Genomic DNA, 15,255 nt, shown 5'->3' with positions numbered 1-15,255 from the left:
AAGGTCGCGCGAAAGCGGGCGCGATCTTTTCCTCAGGACGGCCACATCCCCTTCGCCTCGCAGACGTCGAACGCGTCGGCGACCGCATGCGTGCAGGCTTCGTTACCCGGCTGGCAGGCCTTTGCCGCCCGCAATCGCGTTGCCCCACAGCTTTCGGTCGCCGGCGCGATCTTCGGCAGGGCTCGCAGCGACGAGGGGTAGACTCGCGGCGGGATCGGGATCGTCACCGTGCTCGCGGCAGCACTGGAGGCCGCGCCGCCGCCGAAGACGACCGGCCACAGCAGCAGCAGTGCGAGCATCGTCGTGGCACAGATCAGGGCGTTGCGCATTCGTCCCCCCGGACAGGTCGGCGTTCGCGGACACAAATGCCGCGAACGCCGCGCGCTATCAAGCCTCCGGCAGGAAATCCGGGACGGACAGATAGCGTTCGCCCGTGTCGTAGTTGAAACCGAGCACGCGCACGCCATCGGGCAGGTCGGGCAGCTTCTGCAGGATCGCCGCCAGCGTCGCACCGGACGATATGCCGACCAGCAGCCCCTCTTCGGCGGCCGAGCGTCGCGCCATGTCCTTGGCGACGGCGGCGTCGACCTGGATCACGCCGTCGATCGCCTGGGTGTGGAGGTTGGCCGGCACGAAGCCCGCGCCGATGCCCTGGATCGGGTGCGGTCCCGGCTGGCCGCCGGAGATGACCGGCGACAGCGCCGGCTCGACCGCGAAAACCTTGAGGTTCGGCCATTCCTTCTTCAGCGTCTCGGCGACGCCGGTGATGTGCCCACCGGTGCCGACGCCCGTCACGATCACGTCGATCGGCGCGTCGCGGAAGTCGTTCAGGATCTCCTGTGACGTCGTGCGGACGTGGACGTCGATGTTCGCCGGGTTCTCGAATTGCTGCGGCATCCAGGCGCCGGGCGTCGCATCGACGATTTCGAGCGCGCGCTCGATCGCGCCCTTCATGCCCTTCTCGCGCGGGGTCAGGTCGAATTTCGCGCCATAGGCCAGCATCAGGCGGCGGCGTTCGAGCGACATGCTCTCCGGCATCACCAGGATCAGCTTGTATCCCTTGACCGCCGCGACCATCGCCAGGCCGACGCCGGTGTTGCCGCTGGTCGGCTCGACGATCGTGCCGCCCGGCTGCAACTGGCCCGAGGCTTCCGCCGCCTCGACCATCGCGAGCGCGATGCGGTCCTTCACCGACCCGCCGGGGTTGGAGCGTTCGGACTTCACCCACACTTCGCTGTCCGGGAACAAGCGGGACAGGCGGATGTGCGGCGTGTTGCCGATCGTCTCGAGTACGGAATTGGCCTTCATGACGTCGGTCCTTTCGCGTGAACGGGCTTGGGATTTGGCATATCGGGGTCGAGGATCAAGAGCTCGTCCGGCGGATCGAACGTCCGGGCGAGCCGCAGTTGCGGGAAGATGCGCGCCCACAGCGCCGTGACGGCGACAGCGGCGATGCCGCCTGCCGTCACCGCCACCGCCGGACCGACGAGCGCCGCGAGGAAGCCCGACCGCGCCTCGCCCAGCTCGTTCGAGCCGGAAATGAACAGTGTCGACACTGCGCCGACCCGCCCGCGCATCTCGTCGGGGGTGTGCAGTTGGATCAGCGACTGGCGGACATAGACCGACACCATGTCCGCAGCGCCGACGACGAACAGGCAGGCGAGCGCGAACAGCACCGCGGGCGCGAAGTCGCTACCCACCGCCGCCGCACCAAAGATCGGCTGAAAGATCGGCACCGACAAGCCGAACAGCGCGTTCGCCGCGCCGAAGATCGCGACCGATACCAGCATCTTGACGCCGACGTTGCGCCGCAGCGGCCGGATGCCGAACCACAGGGCGACGACGACGGCCCCGAGCGACGGCGCCGCGCGCAAGTGACCGAGCCCTTCGGCTCCGACTTGCAGGATGTCGCGGGCATAGATCGGCAGCATCGCCGTCGCACCGCCCAGCAGGACTGCGAACAGGTCCAGGCTGATCGCGCCATAGACCAGTCGGTTGCGCCGGACGTAGCGCAGCCCGTCGATCATCTGCGCCCACGGCCCGCGCGTGCTGGTGATTACGGCTCGCGGGATCGCGCCGATCAGCATCAGCATCGCGAACGACAGCAGGAACAGCGTACCCGACACGGCGTAAGGCACCCACCCGGCGACGGCATAGAGGTAACCGCCCATCGCCGGCCCCAGCACCGATGCGGCCTGCCACGCGATCGAGCTGAACGCGATTGCCGTGGGCAGCACCGCCTTCGGCACCAGGTTCGGGGCGAGCGCACCGAGCGCCGGCCCGGCGAAGGCGCGCGCGACGCCTAGCAGGGCCGCGACGAAAAAGAGTGCGGGCAGGGTGATGTGCCCGGTCCAGGTCAGCCAGCCGAGCGTAATGGCGCAGGCCGCTTCCAGCCCGACCGACGCGCGCGCGATCCAGCGCCGGTCGACGCGATCGGCGACCCAGCCGGCGTAGAGCGACAGGAAGAGGAGCGGCAGGAACTGTGCGATGCCGACCAGTCCGAGCTGAAAGGCAGCCGCCTTGATGCCCATCGTCTCGCGGGCGATGTCGTAGACCTGCCAGCCGATGACGATAACCATCGCGGTCTGCGCCAGCGTCGTGGAGAAGCGCGCCAGCCAATAGGCGCGGAAATTGGGGTGGGTGAGGGGGTGGGGTGCGGCATCGGCCATGCCCGTTCCTTAGGCGGGCAGGCCGATGCCGCGCAATGATGTCAGGCAGTCAGAGGTTCGGAGCTTTTGTTGCCACCCACGAAGCTCTGCTGTCCCGGATCGCCCAGGAACGTCAGCAGATCCTTGGTGATGCGATCCCGCGCCGTCTCGGTAAAGCCGTGCGGCTCTCCGTCATATTCGACGAGCTGCGCGTCCGGAATGCCCTTCACTGCCTCGCGCGCGGTGGCGTCGATCGGCACGGTCTTGTCGGCGGTGCCGTGGACGATCAACGTCGGCACGGTGAACGACGCCAAGTCGCCGCGGAAGTCGGTGTGGCCGAACGACTCCGCGCACGCCAGCGTCGCCTTCAGGCTGGCATCCATTGCGATACGCGTCGCGGTGTGCAGCACTTCGTCGCTGACCGGGCTGGAGAATGTGCCGACACCGAAGAACTGGCCGAAGAAGGTGTTGCGGAAGAAGTCCGCGCGGTCCTTCTTGATGCCGTCGCCGATCTCCTGCAGCGTCGCTTCGGGGACGCCGTTCGGATTGTCGTCGGTCTTGAGCATATAGGGCACGACCGAGCCGAGCAGCGCGGTGGAGATCACGCCCTTGCCGCCATGCCGCGACATGTAGCGCGCGACCTCGCCGCCGCCCATCGAGAAGCCGACCAGCGTCACATTCTCGTTAGCGCCCGTCGCTTCCAGCACATCGGCCAGATCGTCGGCCAGCGTGTCATAGTCGTATCCGCTCCACGGCTGCCCCGACCGGCCGAAGCCGCGGCGATCATAGGCGATGACACGGAAACCGGCATCGGCCAGCGCCATGCTCTGCGCATCCCACATGTCGGACGAGAGCGGCCAACCGTGGATCAGGACGACGGGACGGCCGTTGCCCCAATCCTTCACATAGATGTCGGTCCCATCACGGGTTTTGACGTAAGGCATGGACAACTCCCATTATTTTGCGTCATCTCAACGGGCGGGTCGGAACCCCGTTCCGCACGACTGCGTACCGCGGCGCGGACATATCGGTTGGCCAAGGCGTCTTGTTGCAACGCAGCGGAATGGCTATGGACCTGAACCATTCTTCAACTTCAGACCGTTTTCATGTCCGATGATCCTTCCGGCCCCGTGCCGACCCTGTTCGCCGCGATCGTCAAGCAACTGTGCGTGAACGCCACCTACAACCGCGACAAGATCGTGCTGGCGCCGCATGTTGCCTATACGCGGCATGGGGAACTCTACGTCGACGCGATCACCGTCGCCCGGAACGGCATGTTGCCGCGGGAAGAGAAGCTGGGCAGCTTCAAGGTCACCGGTCTCGGTGATCCCAAGCTGACCGGCCGCGCCTTCACGATCAGCGGTCTCTACGAGCCTGAGGCGGAGAGGTATGTCGGCTGCACGCTGGTGGCCGTCGAGCCAGCCGCCGCATAATCGACCGTACCGGCGTCGGCGGGCGTCATCTCTTCCTGCCGGTCCCACAAGTCGTCCGCCACGGCGCGCTGCCGGGCATAGAGCGGGGCTCCGCGATTGACGGGGTAGGTGTAGAAGGTCGTCGCCTCCGCCATCGTCCACTGCGCTGTCCCCACGCCGACGACCGCACTCCCGGCGATGACCAGCCCGCCGATCGCGGCGCGGCGCAGATAGCCTTCCAGACCCCGCATTCGCACCCATCCTTCCCATGATTTGCGCGCGACCGATCTACGTCGATGCCGAATGTTGGTTCCCATCGGTCGTCAGAGGGCGTGCCCCACAACGGGAAATCTGCGGTTCGATCGATATGCCGTTCAAAAACCGTTCAGTCGCCCACACATAATGCAAGTCAACGCCGCGGCTTGCTCCGCCGCGCGGGGGCAGATACTAGCGGCCCGACCCCCATCAGAAGGGCTCGCATCAGGAGATCCCGGATCATGAAGTCTATCTCGAAGCTTGCGCTGGCGGCAGCGTTGTCGACCGGCGTCGTGTCGACCGCCATCGCGCTTCCGGCGGCGGCGCAGAAGAAGAACGACAAGGCGGCCCAAGGCCCCAAGCTGTCCGACGCCATCCGCAAGCCGCTGGCGGCTGCGCAGACCGCGTTGACGGCCAAGGACTATCCGACCGCGCTGGCTCAGACCGCCATCGCCGAACCGCTGGCGACGACCGACGAGGAAAAGTATTTCGTCGCCGCGATGCAGCTTCAGGCGACCGCGCCGTCGAACGATCTTCAGGCGCTGGCGCCGATCCTCGACAAGCTGATCGTCAACCCGAAGACACCACCGGCGCAGCTCGGCCAGTACAACTTCCTGCGCGGCGAAGCGGCGTTCCAGAAGAAGAAGTATGCCGAAGCGCTGCCGTATCTGACGAAGGCGCAGCAGCTGGGGTACCAGAACGAGGCGCTGCAGCTGCGTATCGCATCGGCGAACATCGAAACCGGCAATACCGCCGGTGGCCTCGCCGCGATCGACAAGACGATCAACGACGAGATCGCGGCCGGCAAGAAGCCGTCGGAAGACCTGTACAACTATGCGCTCGGCAAGGTGTACGGCAAGGACCCGGCCGCCACGTCGCAGTGGTCGATGCGCAAGCTGAAGGCCTATCCGACCGCGAAGAACTGGCGCGAATCGCTGCTTATCTACCGCGACGGTGCGGCCAAGGGTAAGCTCGATCGCGGCATGCAGATCGACCTGTTCCGCCTGATGCGCGCCACCAAGTCGCTCGCCGACCGTGGCGATTATCTGGAATATGCCGACCTGCTGTACATCGGCGGCTATCCGGCCGAAGCCAAGGCGGTGATCGACGAGGGCAAGGCGACCGGCAAGATCCCGGCGAGCGATGCCAGCGCGACGCGGACGATGACCGACGTCAACACTGCGCTGAAGAGCGAAGGCTCGCTGGCCGGCTCGGAAACCAAGGCGAAGGCCGCGGGGAACGGCAAGATGGCGCTGTCGACGGGCGACGCGTATCTCGGCCAGGGCAACACCGCCAAAGCGCTCGAGATGTATGCGCTGGCCGGGCAGAAGGGCGGCGTCGACGCCTCCGAGCTCGCACTGCACACCGGTGCGGCCTATGCCCAGGCAGGTCAGAAGGACCAGGCGCGCACCGCGTTCCAGTCGGTGTCGACCGGCCCGCGCAAGGATATCGCGGCCTTCTGGCTCCAGTATCTCGACACCGGCGTCGCCGGCGCGACTCCGGCTGCCGCTGCGCAGTAAGCCGAACCGTCGCACGTCGGATGCGAATGAAGGGGGGCGGCCTGCGGGTCGCCCCCTTTTTCATGTCCGCTCTTGCTCGGCCGCGCCGCTTCGCGCCACAAGCGGTGACGTGACCGGGAGAGATGGATGGCCGACGAACAGATGATCCGCTGCGAGCGGAACGGCGATGTGCTGGTAATCACGCTCGACCGCCCCGACCGGCTGAATGCCGCGCCATCCGCGATGTTCGAAAGGATTACCGCGGCGCTGGCCGATATCGGCGACGCTCGCGCGGTGCTGTTGACCGGTGCCGGCCGCGCCTTCTGCTCGGGCGCCGATGTGGGAGCGGGGGCGCTGCAATCGGCCGACCCTGCGCAGGCGACCTATGACGCGCTGACCGCCAGCTACAATCCCGCGATCCAGGCGGTGGTCGATCTGGGCGTACCGGTCGTCAGCGCTGTGCGCGGCCCCGCCGCCGGCATCGGGTGCAGCCTGGCACTCGCTGCGGATTTCTGCGTCGCGAGCGAGTCCGCCTATTTCCTCCAGGCCTTCGTCAACATCGGCCTCGTCCCCGATGGCGGCGCCAGCTGGATGCTGCCTCGCCTGATCGGTCGCGCCCGCGCGCTGGAGATGATGCTGCTGGGCGAGCGGGTGCCGGCGGCCAAGGCGCTCGACTGGGGCATGATCCACCGGGTCGTGACGGACGACGCGCTGGAGGCGGAGGCGCTTGCCCTGGCCCAACGCCTTGCCGCCGGCCCGACCATCGCACTGGGCCTCATCCGCCGCGGTGTAGCCGCCGCGCTCGAATCGCGCCTTCCCGATGCGCTGGAACGCGAGGCGCAGGACCAGCGTCAGGCCCGCCGCACCGCGGATTCGGCGGAAGGCGGCATGGCTTTTCTATCGAAGCGCAAACCGGACTTCCGCGGACGATAATCTTCGCTACATCGCGACGCATGACTACGCACACCACCAAGATGCTGATTCTCGGTTCCGGCCCGGCGGGCCTCAGCGCCGCGATCTACGGCGCGCGCGCCGGCATGGAGCCGATCGTCGTCCAGGGCATCCAGCCCGGCGGCCAGCTGACGACCACGACCGACGTCGAAAATTATCCGGGCTTCCGCGAAGTCGTCCAAGGCCCGTGGCTGATGCAGGAGATGCAGGCGCAGGCCGAGCATGTCGGCACGCGGATGATGTGGGACACGATCGTCGAGGTCGACCTGACGCGGCGTCCCTTCCGCCTGATCGGCGACGGCGGCGACGTGTACGAGGGCGACGTGCTGGTCATCGCGACCGGCGCACAGGCCAAGTGGCTCGGTCTCGACAGCGAGGAATTGCTGAAGGGCAAGGGCGTCAGCGCCTGCGCGACCTGCGACGGCTTCTTCTATCGCGGCAAGAAGGTCGCGGTGATCGGCGGCGGCAACACCGCGGTCGAGGAGGCGCTCTACCTGACCAACCACAGCGACGACGTGACGCTGATCCACCGCCGCGACACCCTGCGTGCCGAGAAGATCCTTCAGGCGCGCCTCCACGCCAACGAGAAGATCTCGGTGTTGTGGAACAAGGAAGTCGTCCGCTTCGTCGGCGAAGGCACGCCGGAAGGGCTGGTCGCGATCGAGCTGAAGGACACCGTCACCGGCGAGATGTCGCGGCTTGACGTCGAGGGCGGCTTCGTCGCAATCGGCCATCACCCCGCGACCGAACTGTTCCGCGGCCACCTCGCGCTCGACGACGATGGCTATATCGCGGTCGAGACGGGCTCGACCCGCACCAGCGTCCCCGGCGTCTTCGCCTGCGGCGACGTGATGGACAAGGTCTATCGTCAGGCCGTCACCGCCGCCGGCACCGGCTGCATGGCCGCACTGGACGCCGAACGCTTCCTTGCCGAAGCCGAGTTCGAGGCGGTGAAGGAAGCGGCGGAGTAAATGTTGCGGCGCTGGGGTATTCTCCAGCCCAGTTGAATCAACCTGTGCTCCGGCGCAGGCCGGAGCCTTGGCAGTCGAAGACCGGTCGCCCGCCAACGCTCCGGCCTTCGCCGGAGCACGGCTATGCATCAACCCAGTTGAATCGGATTCTAAGGAAAAGACGAGGCGCAATCCCCTTCGGTGCTCCCGCGCAGGCGGGAGCCCAGGGTAATGAGCGACGACCTCAGTAACCCTAGGCTCCCGCCTGCGCGGGAGCACGGAGGGGTTGTTCGCTAATCTCGCCGACATCGCGTGCTCCGGCGAAGGCCGGAGCGTTGGCGGACGTAAGGGCTTCGATCGCCACGGCTCCGGCCTTCGCCGGAGCACAATAGGGTTTCGCTCACGGCCGCTGCCCCGCGCCCGGCGTCACCCCAGCGCCTTGCGGCTCGCGAATTCGCATAGCGATCCGAACGTCGCCAGCGTATCGCCGTCGATGTCGTCGTCGTCGATCAGAATGCCCAGGCGATCCTCGATCTCAGTCAACACGCCGGCGACCGCCATCGAATCCAGTTCCGGCAGCGCGCCGAACAGCGGGGTTTCTTCCCGAAAGGCGGCGGCGCGCTCGGCGCTCACGCCCAGTACGTCGCGCAGCACCGCGCGCACGGTTTCGACGATTTCGGCTGCCCCATCGCCTTGCACGGTCTGACGTCCCCCGGAAAAATCCTTGTCGGCCCCTACTTTGGGCGACACGCCTTGCCAAGTCCGCGCGAGGCAAGCCATGTGCCGTCATGGCGCAGCCCGACCCCACGCCCCATCCGATCGACCATGTCCTGCGCGGGGATGCGGACGCCATCGCGCTGGAGGATCGCGCCGGCGCGCTGACCTTTGCGGAAGCGGAAAGCGCCGTCGCGCGCCTGGCCGGCTGGCTGGCCGGGTTCGACCTGCCGCCCGGATCGCGCGTCGCCAGTTGGCTGCCGAAGACGCGCGACGCCTGCTTCCTCCCGCTCGCCGCGCCGCGGGCCGGGCTGGTCCATGTCCCGATCAACCCGGTCCTGAAACGCGCGCAGGTCGCGCATATCCTCGCCGACAGCGGCGCGCGCCTGCTCGTCACCCAGCCGAGCCGCACCGCATCGCTCGAACCCGGCGACGTCCCAGCGGGCGTCATGGTGGCCGAGGCGGCGGGGCAGGGCGATCCGCTGCCCCCCGGCACCGCTGATCCGGATACGCTGGCGGCGATCCTTTACACCTCCGGCTCGACCGGTCGACCCAAGGGCGTGATGCTCAGCCATGCCAATCTCTGGCTCGGTGCGGTCAGTGTCGCCCATTACCTGCGGCTGACCCCCGACGACCGCGTCCTCGGTGTCCTGCCGCTCAGTTTCGATTACGGGCAGAACCAGTTGTTCTCGACTTGGCAGGCCGGTGCACGCGTGATCCCGCTTGATTATCTGACACCGCGCGACGTGGTTAAGGCCGTTGCGCGGCATAGCGCTACGACGCTCGCCGGGGTGCCGCCGCTGTGGGTGCAACTGCTAGAGAGCGACTGGGGCGATGCCGGTGCGACCCTGCGTCGCCTCACCAACTCCGGCGGCGCGCTGACGCCGCGGCTGGTCCGGGCCTTGCGCGAGCGGTTCCCACACGCCGACCTCTACCCGATGTACGGCCTGACCGAAGCCTTCCGTTCGACCTATCTCGATCCTGCGTTGGTCGATGCCCACCCGGACTCGATCGGCCGTGCGATCCCCTTTGCCGAAGTGATGATCGTCCGCCCCGATGGCTCGCAAGCCGCCCCCGATGAGCCTGGCGAACTCGTCCACGCCGGTCCGCTCGTCGCGCAGGGCTATTGGCAGGACCATGAGCGCACCGCCCACCGCTTTCGCCCCGCGCCCTCATGGTCGCGGTCGGGCGGGACGGCAGTCTGGTCCGGCGACACCGCGGTCGCCGATCCCGACGGCCTGCTGCGCTTCGTCGGCCGCGACGACGAGATGATCAAGTCCGCCGGCAACCGCATCAGCCCGACCGAGATCGAGGAAGCCGTCGTCGCCGGCGGTGAGGCGGTCCAAGCGGTCGCGATCGGCGTGCCCGACCCGCGCCTGGGTCAGGCGATCGTCGTCGTGGTCCGTGGTGACCCCGCTCGCGAGGGCGACCTGCGCGCCCGCCTGCGCCGCGACCTGCCCAGCTTCATGCAGCCGGCCCGCTACGACTGGCGCGATGACCTGCCGCGCAACGCCAACGGCAAGTTGGACCGTGCGGCCCTCACTAAGTCCGTCCGGACAGGGGATGGTCAATGAAGCCGACCGGACCGATCCCGCCCTATTTCACTGCGCCCGGACCGCTTGCGATCGCCGGCCGCGCCGCCGAGGATTGGGCTGCGGACCGCGGCACGCCCCTGTTCGTTTACGACCAAGCGATCGTCGCCGACCGTATCGCCACACTTCGTGCCGCTTTGCCCCCGGCAGTCGAGATCCATTATGCGATCAAGGCCAATCCTTACGCGCCGCTGCTCGCTGCGATGGCGCCGCTGGTCGGTGGGCTCGACGTCGCTTCCGCCGGCGAACTCGACATGGCGCTGGCCGTCAAACCCGCCGCCCACATCAGCTTCGCGGGGCCTGGCAAGCGCGATGCCGAGCTGGAGGCCGCGATCCGCGTCGGTGCGACGCTCAACCTCGAAAGCGAAGGCGAAGCGACCCGCGCGGTGGCCATTGCCGATCGGCTTGGCATCACGCCGCGGCTGGCGGTGCGGGTGAACCCCAGCTTCGAACTCAAGGGCAGCGGCATGAAGATGGGCGGCCGCCCGTCGCCCTTCGGCATCGACGAAGCCCGCGTCCCGGCGCTCGTCCGCCGGCTGATCGCGGCGGGTGCCGATTGGCGCGGTTTCCATATTTTCGCCGGGTCGCAGGCGCTCGACACTGCCGCGATCATCGAGACGCAGCGCGCGACGGTCCATCTCGCCCGCGACCTCGCCGATCGCGCGGGTGCCATGCCGCCGCTGGTCAATCTGGGCGGGGGCTTCGGCGTGCCCTATTTCGCGGGCGACACGCCGGTCGACGTCACCGCGATCGGCGCGGCGCTCGGCGAGGTGCTGGAGCCGGGCTGCGCCTATGCGATCGAACTCGGCCGCTGGCTGGTCGCGGAGGCGGGCGTGTACCTGACCCGCGTCGTCGACCGGAAGGATAGCGGGGGCGAGACCTTCCTCGTCGTCGACGGTGGCCTCAACCATCAGCTTGCTGCGACGGGGAATTTCGGAACAGTGGTGCGCCGCAACTATCCCGTCATGCTCGCCCGCGGCGGGGAACCGACCGAGACGGTGTCGATCGTCGGCCCGTTGTGCACCCCGCTCGACCGGCTGGCGGACCGCATCGCCTTTCCACGGGCGGACGTCGGGGATGTGGTCGCGCTCTTCCTGGCCGGAGCCTATGGCGCGACCGCCAGCCCGGCGCGGTTCCTCGGGCATCCCGATGCGCAGGAGGTCCTGGCGTGATCGCTCCAGTGTCGGCCGCTGGTTGAAGACCACCGACGAACTGAGCCTGCGAAGCGGCCGGGCCGGTGGAACGCCGCGGCGGAACTTGGTACCGCGACGGCGGCATGAGCGGCACCGCAGGCATATTCTACCCCGGCACGCCGAAGCCGGTCGACCCGGCGCGCATCGCGATGATGCTCGACGCCCTGGCTCACCGCGGTCCCGACGGGGCAGGGGTGTGGACGGGCAGCGGCGTCGGGCTTGGTCATCGGCGCCTGGCGACCATCGACGTAGCCGGCTCGCCTCAGCCGATGCAGGCAGGTGCGCTGACGATCACCTATGATGGCGCGATCTTTAACTTCGCAGAGTTGCGCGCGGAGTTGCAGGAAAAGGGTGCCCGATTCGCTACTTCGGGCGATGCCGAAGTCCTGCTCCACGGCTGGCATGCGTGGGGGGCGGGGCTGCTCGACCGGCTGATCGGCATGTTCGCCTTTGCGATCCACGATGCCGACGCGAACACACTGACATTGGTCCGCGACCGACTGGGCGTGAAGCCGCTCCACTATGTCGAACTCAGCGATGGCGCGATCGCCTTTGCCTCGGAACTCAAGGGGTTGCTCGTGCATCCTTTGGTCCGGCGCGAAGTCGACGTCCGCGCCGTCGACGACTTCATGGCGCTCGGATACGTCCCCGATCACGCCTGCATCGTGGCCGGTGTGAAGAAGCTGCCCGCCGCCGGACTTCTCCACCTCGAACGCGGTCGCCCGATCCCGGCCCCGCGCCGCTGGTGGGACATCGACTTCACGACCCGCGCGACGGGCTCGCCCAGGGAGTTGGAAGCCGAACTGGTCGATCGCCTGCGCTCTGCCGTCCGCTGCGGGATGGTCGCCGATGTGCCGCTCGGTGCGTTCCTGTCGGGCGATCTCGACAGCTCGGCGATCGTCGCGCTGATGGCGGAGGCGTCGCCGCGCGCCGTCAAGACGCTGTCGCTCGGCTTCGAAAAGGCCGCATCTGCCCACGCGGTCGCCGAGCGTTTCGCCACCGACCATCGCCGCGGCAGCCCCGTTCAGGACGACCTCTCCCTGATCGACAACCTGGTCGCGGCGTTCGACGAACCCTTCGCCGAACCTTCCGCTTTCGCCACCTACCGGTTGAGCGAACTGGCGCGGGGAAGCGTCGCAATCGCGCTGTCGGGCGACGGTGCCGACGAAGCGTTCGCCGGGCACCGCCGCTACCGCCTCCACGCGATCGAAGACAGCGTGCGCAGCCTGCTGCCCGGCGAGATGCGGCAGACGATGTTCGGTACGCTCGGACGGCTCTGTCCCGATGCGGATTGGATGCCGCGTCCCCTGCGCGCGAAGTCGATGTTCCTATCGCTCGCCGACGACGGTGCCGCCGCCTATGCCCACGCGGTCGGGATGACGACGCCGGAGGCCCGCGATCGGCTGTACGGTGATGCCTTCCGCCGCAGCCTCGGCGGCTACCGCGCCGAGGACGCGGTGATCGCGACGATGCGCACCGCCCCGGCGCGGACGGCGCTCGACGCCGCGCAATATACGGATATGCATCACCAGTTGCCCGGCAACGTGCTGACGCGGGTTGATCGCATGTCGATGATCAACGGCCTGGAACTTCGCCTGCCTCTGCTCGACCACCGCCTGCTCGAATTCGCTGCGACCCTGCCGGATCGGCTGCGAATCCACGGCGGGCAGGGCAAATGGCTGATGCGGAAGGCCATGGTGCCCTGGTTGCCGAAGGACATCCTCTATCGGCCGGAGCCAACTCCCGTGTCGCCGATCAGCGGCTGGTTTCGCCGCGACCTGGCGAGCGAGGCCGCTTCGCTCAGCAAATCGCCGGTGTTGGGCGCATGGTTCGAGCGAGCAACGCTCGACCGGTTGTCGGAGGACCATCTGGCCGGGCGTGCCGACCACGGCCTGCTGCTCTGGCAGTTGCTGATGCTCGACCGCAGCGTGCGGCGGATGTTCAGCTAAACCTAAGTCGCCCTCACCCTTCCGCGGCTTCGCCGCTCCCTCCCTCTCCCGCTGGGAGAGGAGTGTCGGGTCGTCCATGCCCCCGGGCATGGACTGAACAGCGCGGGGCGCTGTTCACCCGACGCTGGGCCCGCCGCCGTCAGGCGGTGGGAAGGGTGAGGGTGACGGTGTCACCGCAACTTCGCGATTCCCAATCCGTCCGCCTTCGCCCGGTCCTTCACCGACTCCTCGCTGCGCGTCAGCGCCTTGGCGATCGCCTTCAGCGCCATGCCCTTCTTCGCCAGCGTGTGCAGCTTCTGCACCTCCGCGGCGGTCCACGGCTGCTTGTGCCGCTCGAATCCTTCGCCCTTAGCCATGGAAGACAGCCATAGCGGCATGCAGCGTAAGCGCCACCAGGCAGAGCGTCGAGGCCACGAAGAGGACGAAGCGCGGTCCGACCTTGTTGACCGTCGCCTGGAACACCGAGTGGACGATCCGCAGGGCAACATAGCCCCACGCCAGCCACGCGTTGAAGCCGTTGCCGGTCCCCGTCAGCGCGATGACGATCGCCACCGCGTAAAAGATCGTCGGCTGTTCCATCAGGTGGTTATAGTTATGCGCCGGCCAATTGGCCTTGGGCGGCAGCGCGCGGTCGGCGTCGCCGGTCTTGCTGCCGGTCAGCTTGGTGAGGTCGATCCCGGCGGCCTTCAGCGCGGGCAGGCGGGTGGCCAGCATCCAGACCCACATGACCAACGTCCAGGCGATCAGAACGACGACGGGTTTGAGAATGTCCTGCTGCACGAAAAAGCCTCCCCCCGGGTGGTTGCGGGGTGAGGCTGCATCATTCGGTTGTCGACTGCAACCTATCGATCGTCATGCCGGGCTCGACCGGGCATCCAGGGTCACGAGTGGCGTCGCCTGCCGCCCTGGATGCCGGATCAAGTCCGGCATGACGTCGACTTTTAGGCGAACAACTTCGCCCAACCCCGCTTCGCCCGGTCCTTCCAGTGCCCGCGATGATACGCATCGCTCGCCAGCAGCGGCATCACCGAGCCGGCTTCCGCGAACACCATCTGCTCGATGCCGGTGTTCACCTTGCCCCAGCTGGCCGCTTCCTGCAGCGTCGACGACGAGCACGCCCCGTCGCGCACATCGGCGACGGTGATCTGTACGGCGTACTTGTGAACCTCGACGTCCTCGTGGCCCAGGATCTCGGCGCAGACGACGGTGTCCTGGATGAAGTTCTTCGGCACGCCGCCGCCGATCATCAGCAGGCCGGTGGTGCCCGCCTGGATCTTGATCTCGGTCAGCTCGCGGAAGTCGGCGATGGCGTCGAGCACCATGTACGGACGGCCTTCCTTCGCGGCGTCGACCTGATGCTTCACCAGGCCGAAGCCCGCCGACGAATCGACGAACGCCGGGCAGAAGATCGGCACGTCATGCTCATAGGCGAGCTTGACCAGGCTGTTGTCCTTCTTGCCATGCTCGACGAGGTACTTGCCCATCTCGCGGATGAACGCGCGGCTCGAATAGGGCTTGGGCTCCAGGCTCTCCGCGATCTTATTGATCGTGAAGTCGCAGTCCTGCAGCTGCTCCTCGTCGATGTACGTGTCGTAGATGCGGTCGATGTAGAGCGAACGCAGCGTGTCATCGTCCGGGATTTCAAGCGCTTGATAGTGCTTGTGGCCAAGGCCTTCGAAGAAATCCATGTCGACGATGGTGGCGCCCGTGGCGACGATCACGTCGACCATGTTGTTGCGCACCAGTTCGGCATAGAGGTCCATGCAGCCGCCGGCCGAGGTCGAGCCCGCGATCACCAGGCAGACCGTGCAGTCCTTGTCGGCCAGCATGTCGTTGTAGATCTTCGTCGCACGGCCGAGGTCGCGGCTGGTGAAGCTCATGTCCGCCATCGCATCGACGATCGGGCGCGCGTCGAAGCTCTTGATATCGATGTGCTTGACCTGCTTCGACAGAAGTTCGGCCTTGCGGGTGTCGTTGATCGGGGCGTTGGCCGCCGCGGTCTTGGTCAGGGTGTCGGTCATGATCGATTACCTCAACAAATAGCCGTCATCCCCGCGGAGGCGGGGTTCCAGGGTCGCGAGCGACGCCCTGC

General features: G+C 67.4%; 16 protein-coding genes. 7 read left to right on the top strand and 9 right to left on the bottom strand.

The window, feature by feature from the left end; translation table 11 throughout:
- Positions 1–32: 32 nt before the first annotated feature.
- Genes ACFSC3_RS15020 through ACFSC3_RS15005 form a run of 4 tightly spaced genes read right to left on the bottom strand, consistent with a single transcriptional unit; the run spans position 33 to position 3,592 of the window.
- Positions 33–329, bottom strand: a complete 297-nt coding sequence (locus ACFSC3_RS15020) for a hypothetical protein (RefSeq protein ID WP_380941240.1) — start codon at positions 327–329, stop codon at positions 33–35.
- A 58-nt stretch (positions 330–387) separates the two neighbouring features.
- The gene (gene cysK, locus ACFSC3_RS15015) at positions 388–1,308 is read right to left on the bottom strand and encodes a cysteine synthase A (protein ID WP_380941239.1); all 921 of its coding nucleotides are present in this window, start codon (positions 1,306–1,308) and stop codon (positions 388–390) included.
- A complete protein-coding gene (locus tag ACFSC3_RS15010) occupies positions 1,305–2,669 on the bottom strand; it encodes an MFS transporter (protein WP_380941238.1) in 1,365 nt (454 codons plus the stop codon). The genes cysK and ACFSC3_RS15010 overlap by 4 nt, the downstream gene beginning before the upstream one ends.
- A 41-nt stretch (positions 2,670–2,710) precedes the next feature.
- Positions 2,711–3,592, bottom strand: a complete 882-nt coding sequence (locus ACFSC3_RS15005) for an alpha/beta fold hydrolase (RefSeq protein WP_380941237.1) — start codon at positions 3,590–3,592, stop codon at positions 2,711–2,713.
- A 162-nt stretch (positions 3,593–3,754) separates the two neighbouring features.
- Here ACFSC3_RS15005 and ACFSC3_RS15000 point away from each other — a divergent pair, with 162 nt between their 5' ends.
- Positions 3,755–4,081 carry a hypothetical protein gene (locus ACFSC3_RS15000; protein WP_380941236.1) on the top strand — a complete coding sequence of 109 codons (327 nt, stop codon included), beginning with the start codon at positions 3,755–3,757 and terminating at the stop codon, positions 4,079–4,081.
- Here the strand turns inward: ACFSC3_RS15000 and ACFSC3_RS14995 are convergent.
- Complete coding sequence (locus tag ACFSC3_RS14995) at positions 4,015–4,311, bottom strand: hypothetical protein (RefSeq protein WP_380941235.1); 297 nt, start codon at positions 4,309–4,311, stop codon at positions 4,015–4,017. The genes ACFSC3_RS15000 and ACFSC3_RS14995 overlap by 67 nt on opposite strands.
- Before the next feature lie 246 nt (positions 4,312–4,557).
- On the opposite strand from ACFSC3_RS14995, the gene ACFSC3_RS14990 reads away from it, so the two are divergent.
- The 3 genes from ACFSC3_RS14990 to trxB all read left to right on the top strand — a co-directional run bounded on the left by ACFSC3_RS14990 (position 4,558) and on the right by trxB (position 7,736).
- The gene (locus ACFSC3_RS14990) at positions 4,558–5,835 is read left to right on the top strand and encodes a hypothetical protein (protein ID WP_380941234.1); all 1,278 of its coding nucleotides are present in this window, start codon (positions 4,558–4,560) and stop codon (positions 5,833–5,835) included.
- Between the two features lie 126 nt (positions 5,836–5,961).
- Complete coding sequence (locus ACFSC3_RS14985; protein WP_380941233.1) at positions 5,962–6,747, top strand: enoyl-CoA hydratase-related protein; 786 nt, start codon at positions 5,962–5,964, stop codon at positions 6,745–6,747.
- Between the two features lie 20 nt (positions 6,748–6,767).
- Positions 6,768–7,736, top strand: coding sequence for a thioredoxin-disulfide reductase (trxB, locus tag ACFSC3_RS14980; protein ID WP_380941232.1), 969 nt, complete (start codon positions 6,768–6,770; stop codon positions 7,734–7,736).
- Positions 7,737–8,141: 405 nt separating this feature from the next.
- On the opposite strand, the gene ACFSC3_RS14975 is transcribed toward trxB, so the two are convergent.
- On the bottom strand, positions 8,142–8,378 hold the full coding sequence (locus ACFSC3_RS14975) for a phosphopantetheine-binding protein (RefSeq protein ID WP_380941231.1): 237 nt from the start codon (positions 8,376–8,378) through the stop codon (positions 8,142–8,144).
- Between the two features lie 125 nt (positions 8,379–8,503).
- Between ACFSC3_RS14975 and ACFSC3_RS14970 the strand changes: the two genes are divergently transcribed.
- From ACFSC3_RS14970 to asnB, 3 genes are all read left to right on the top strand, one after another.
- The gene (locus ACFSC3_RS14970; protein WP_380941230.1) at positions 8,504–10,003 is read left to right on the top strand and encodes an acyl-CoA ligase (AMP-forming), exosortase A system-associated; all 1,500 of its coding nucleotides are present in this window, start codon (positions 8,504–8,506) and stop codon (positions 10,001–10,003) included.
- On the top strand, positions 10,000–11,193 hold the full coding sequence (locus ACFSC3_RS14965) for a pyridoxal-dependent decarboxylase, exosortase A system-associated (RefSeq protein ID WP_380941229.1): 1,194 nt from the start codon (positions 10,000–10,002) through the stop codon (positions 11,191–11,193). Before ACFSC3_RS14970 ends, ACFSC3_RS14965 begins: the two co-directional genes overlap by 4 nt.
- Positions 11,194–11,297: 104 nt before the next feature.
- Positions 11,298–13,163, top strand: a complete 1,866-nt coding sequence (gene asnB, locus ACFSC3_RS14960; protein ID WP_380941228.1) for an asparagine synthase (glutamine-hydrolyzing) — start codon at positions 11,298–11,300, stop codon at positions 13,161–13,163.
- Between the two features lie 170 nt (positions 13,164–13,333).
- On the opposite strand, the gene ACFSC3_RS14955 is transcribed toward asnB, so the two are convergent.
- The 3 genes from ACFSC3_RS14955 to ACFSC3_RS14945 all read right to left on the bottom strand — a co-directional run bounded on the left by ACFSC3_RS14955 (position 13,334) and on the right by ACFSC3_RS14945 (position 15,184).
- Entirely contained in the window at positions 13,334–13,519 is a 186-nt protein-coding gene (locus ACFSC3_RS14955; protein WP_380941227.1) for a hypothetical protein, read from the bottom strand.
- Entirely contained in the window at positions 13,512–13,943 is a 432-nt protein-coding gene (locus ACFSC3_RS14950; RefSeq protein WP_380941226.1) for an MAPEG family protein, read from the bottom strand. The genes ACFSC3_RS14955 and ACFSC3_RS14950 overlap by 8 nt, the downstream gene beginning before the upstream one ends.
- 161 nt (positions 13,944–14,104) lie before the next feature.
- Positions 14,105–15,184 carry a 1,9-bis(guanidino)-5-aza-nonane synthase gene (locus ACFSC3_RS14945; protein ID WP_380941225.1) on the bottom strand — a complete coding sequence of 360 codons (1,080 nt, stop codon included), beginning with the start codon at positions 15,182–15,184 and terminating at the stop codon, positions 14,105–14,107.
- Positions 15,185–15,255: the final 71 nt, after the last annotated feature.

This window comes from Sphingomonas floccifaciens (assembly GCF_042681125.1).
Taxonomy (GTDB): Bacteria; Pseudomonadota; Alphaproteobacteria; order Sphingomonadales; family Sphingomonadaceae; genus Sphingomonas; species Sphingomonas floccifaciens.
Note: the sequence above shows the minus strand (reverse complement) of the source record. Positions and strands in the feature narration are given on the sequence as shown.

Coding starts and splice junctions, on each gene's coding strand:
- ACFSC3_RS14985 (WP_380941233.1), top strand. CDS start 5,962: ATGGCCGACGAACAGATGATCCGCTGCGAGCGGAACGGCGATGTGCTG.
- ACFSC3_RS15010 (WP_380941238.1), bottom strand. CDS start 2,669: ATGGCCGATGCCGCACCCCACCCCCTCACCCACCCCAATTTCCGCGCC.
- ACFSC3_RS14970 (WP_380941230.1), top strand. CDS start 8,504: ATGGCGCAGCCCGACCCCACGCCCCATCCGATCGACCATGTCCTGCGC.
- ACFSC3_RS15000 (WP_380941236.1), top strand. CDS start 3,755: ATGTCCGATGATCCTTCCGGCCCCGTGCCGACCCTGTTCGCCGCGATC.
- ACFSC3_RS14965 (WP_380941229.1), top strand. CDS start 10,000: ATGAAGCCGACCGGACCGATCCCGCCCTATTTCACTGCGCCCGGACCG.
- asnB (WP_380941228.1), top strand. CDS start 11,298: ATGAGCGGCACCGCAGGCATATTCTACCCCGGCACGCCGAAGCCGGTC.
- ACFSC3_RS14995 (WP_380941235.1), bottom strand. CDS start 4,311: ATGCGGGGTCTGGAAGGCTATCTGCGCCGCGCCGCGATCGGCGGGCTG.
- ACFSC3_RS14955 (WP_380941227.1), bottom strand. CDS start 13,519: ATGGCTAAGGGCGAAGGATTCGAGCGGCACAAGCAGCCGTGGACCGCC.
- ACFSC3_RS15020 (WP_380941240.1), bottom strand. CDS start 329: ATGCGCAACGCCCTGATCTGTGCCACGACGATGCTCGCACTGCTGCTG.
- cysK (WP_380941239.1), bottom strand. CDS start 1,308: ATGAAGGCCAATTCCGTACTCGAGACGATCGGCAACACGCCGCACATC.
- ACFSC3_RS14990 (WP_380941234.1), top strand. CDS start 4,558: ATGAAGTCTATCTCGAAGCTTGCGCTGGCGGCAGCGTTGTCGACCGGC.
- ACFSC3_RS14945 (WP_380941225.1), bottom strand. CDS start 15,184: ATGACCGACACCCTGACCAAGACCGCGGCGGCCAACGCCCCGATCAAC.
- ACFSC3_RS15005 (WP_380941237.1), bottom strand. CDS start 3,592: ATGCCTTACGTCAAAACCCGTGATGGGACCGACATCTATGTGAAGGAT.
- trxB (WP_380941232.1), top strand. CDS start 6,768: ATGACTACGCACACCACCAAGATGCTGATTCTCGGTTCCGGCCCGGCG.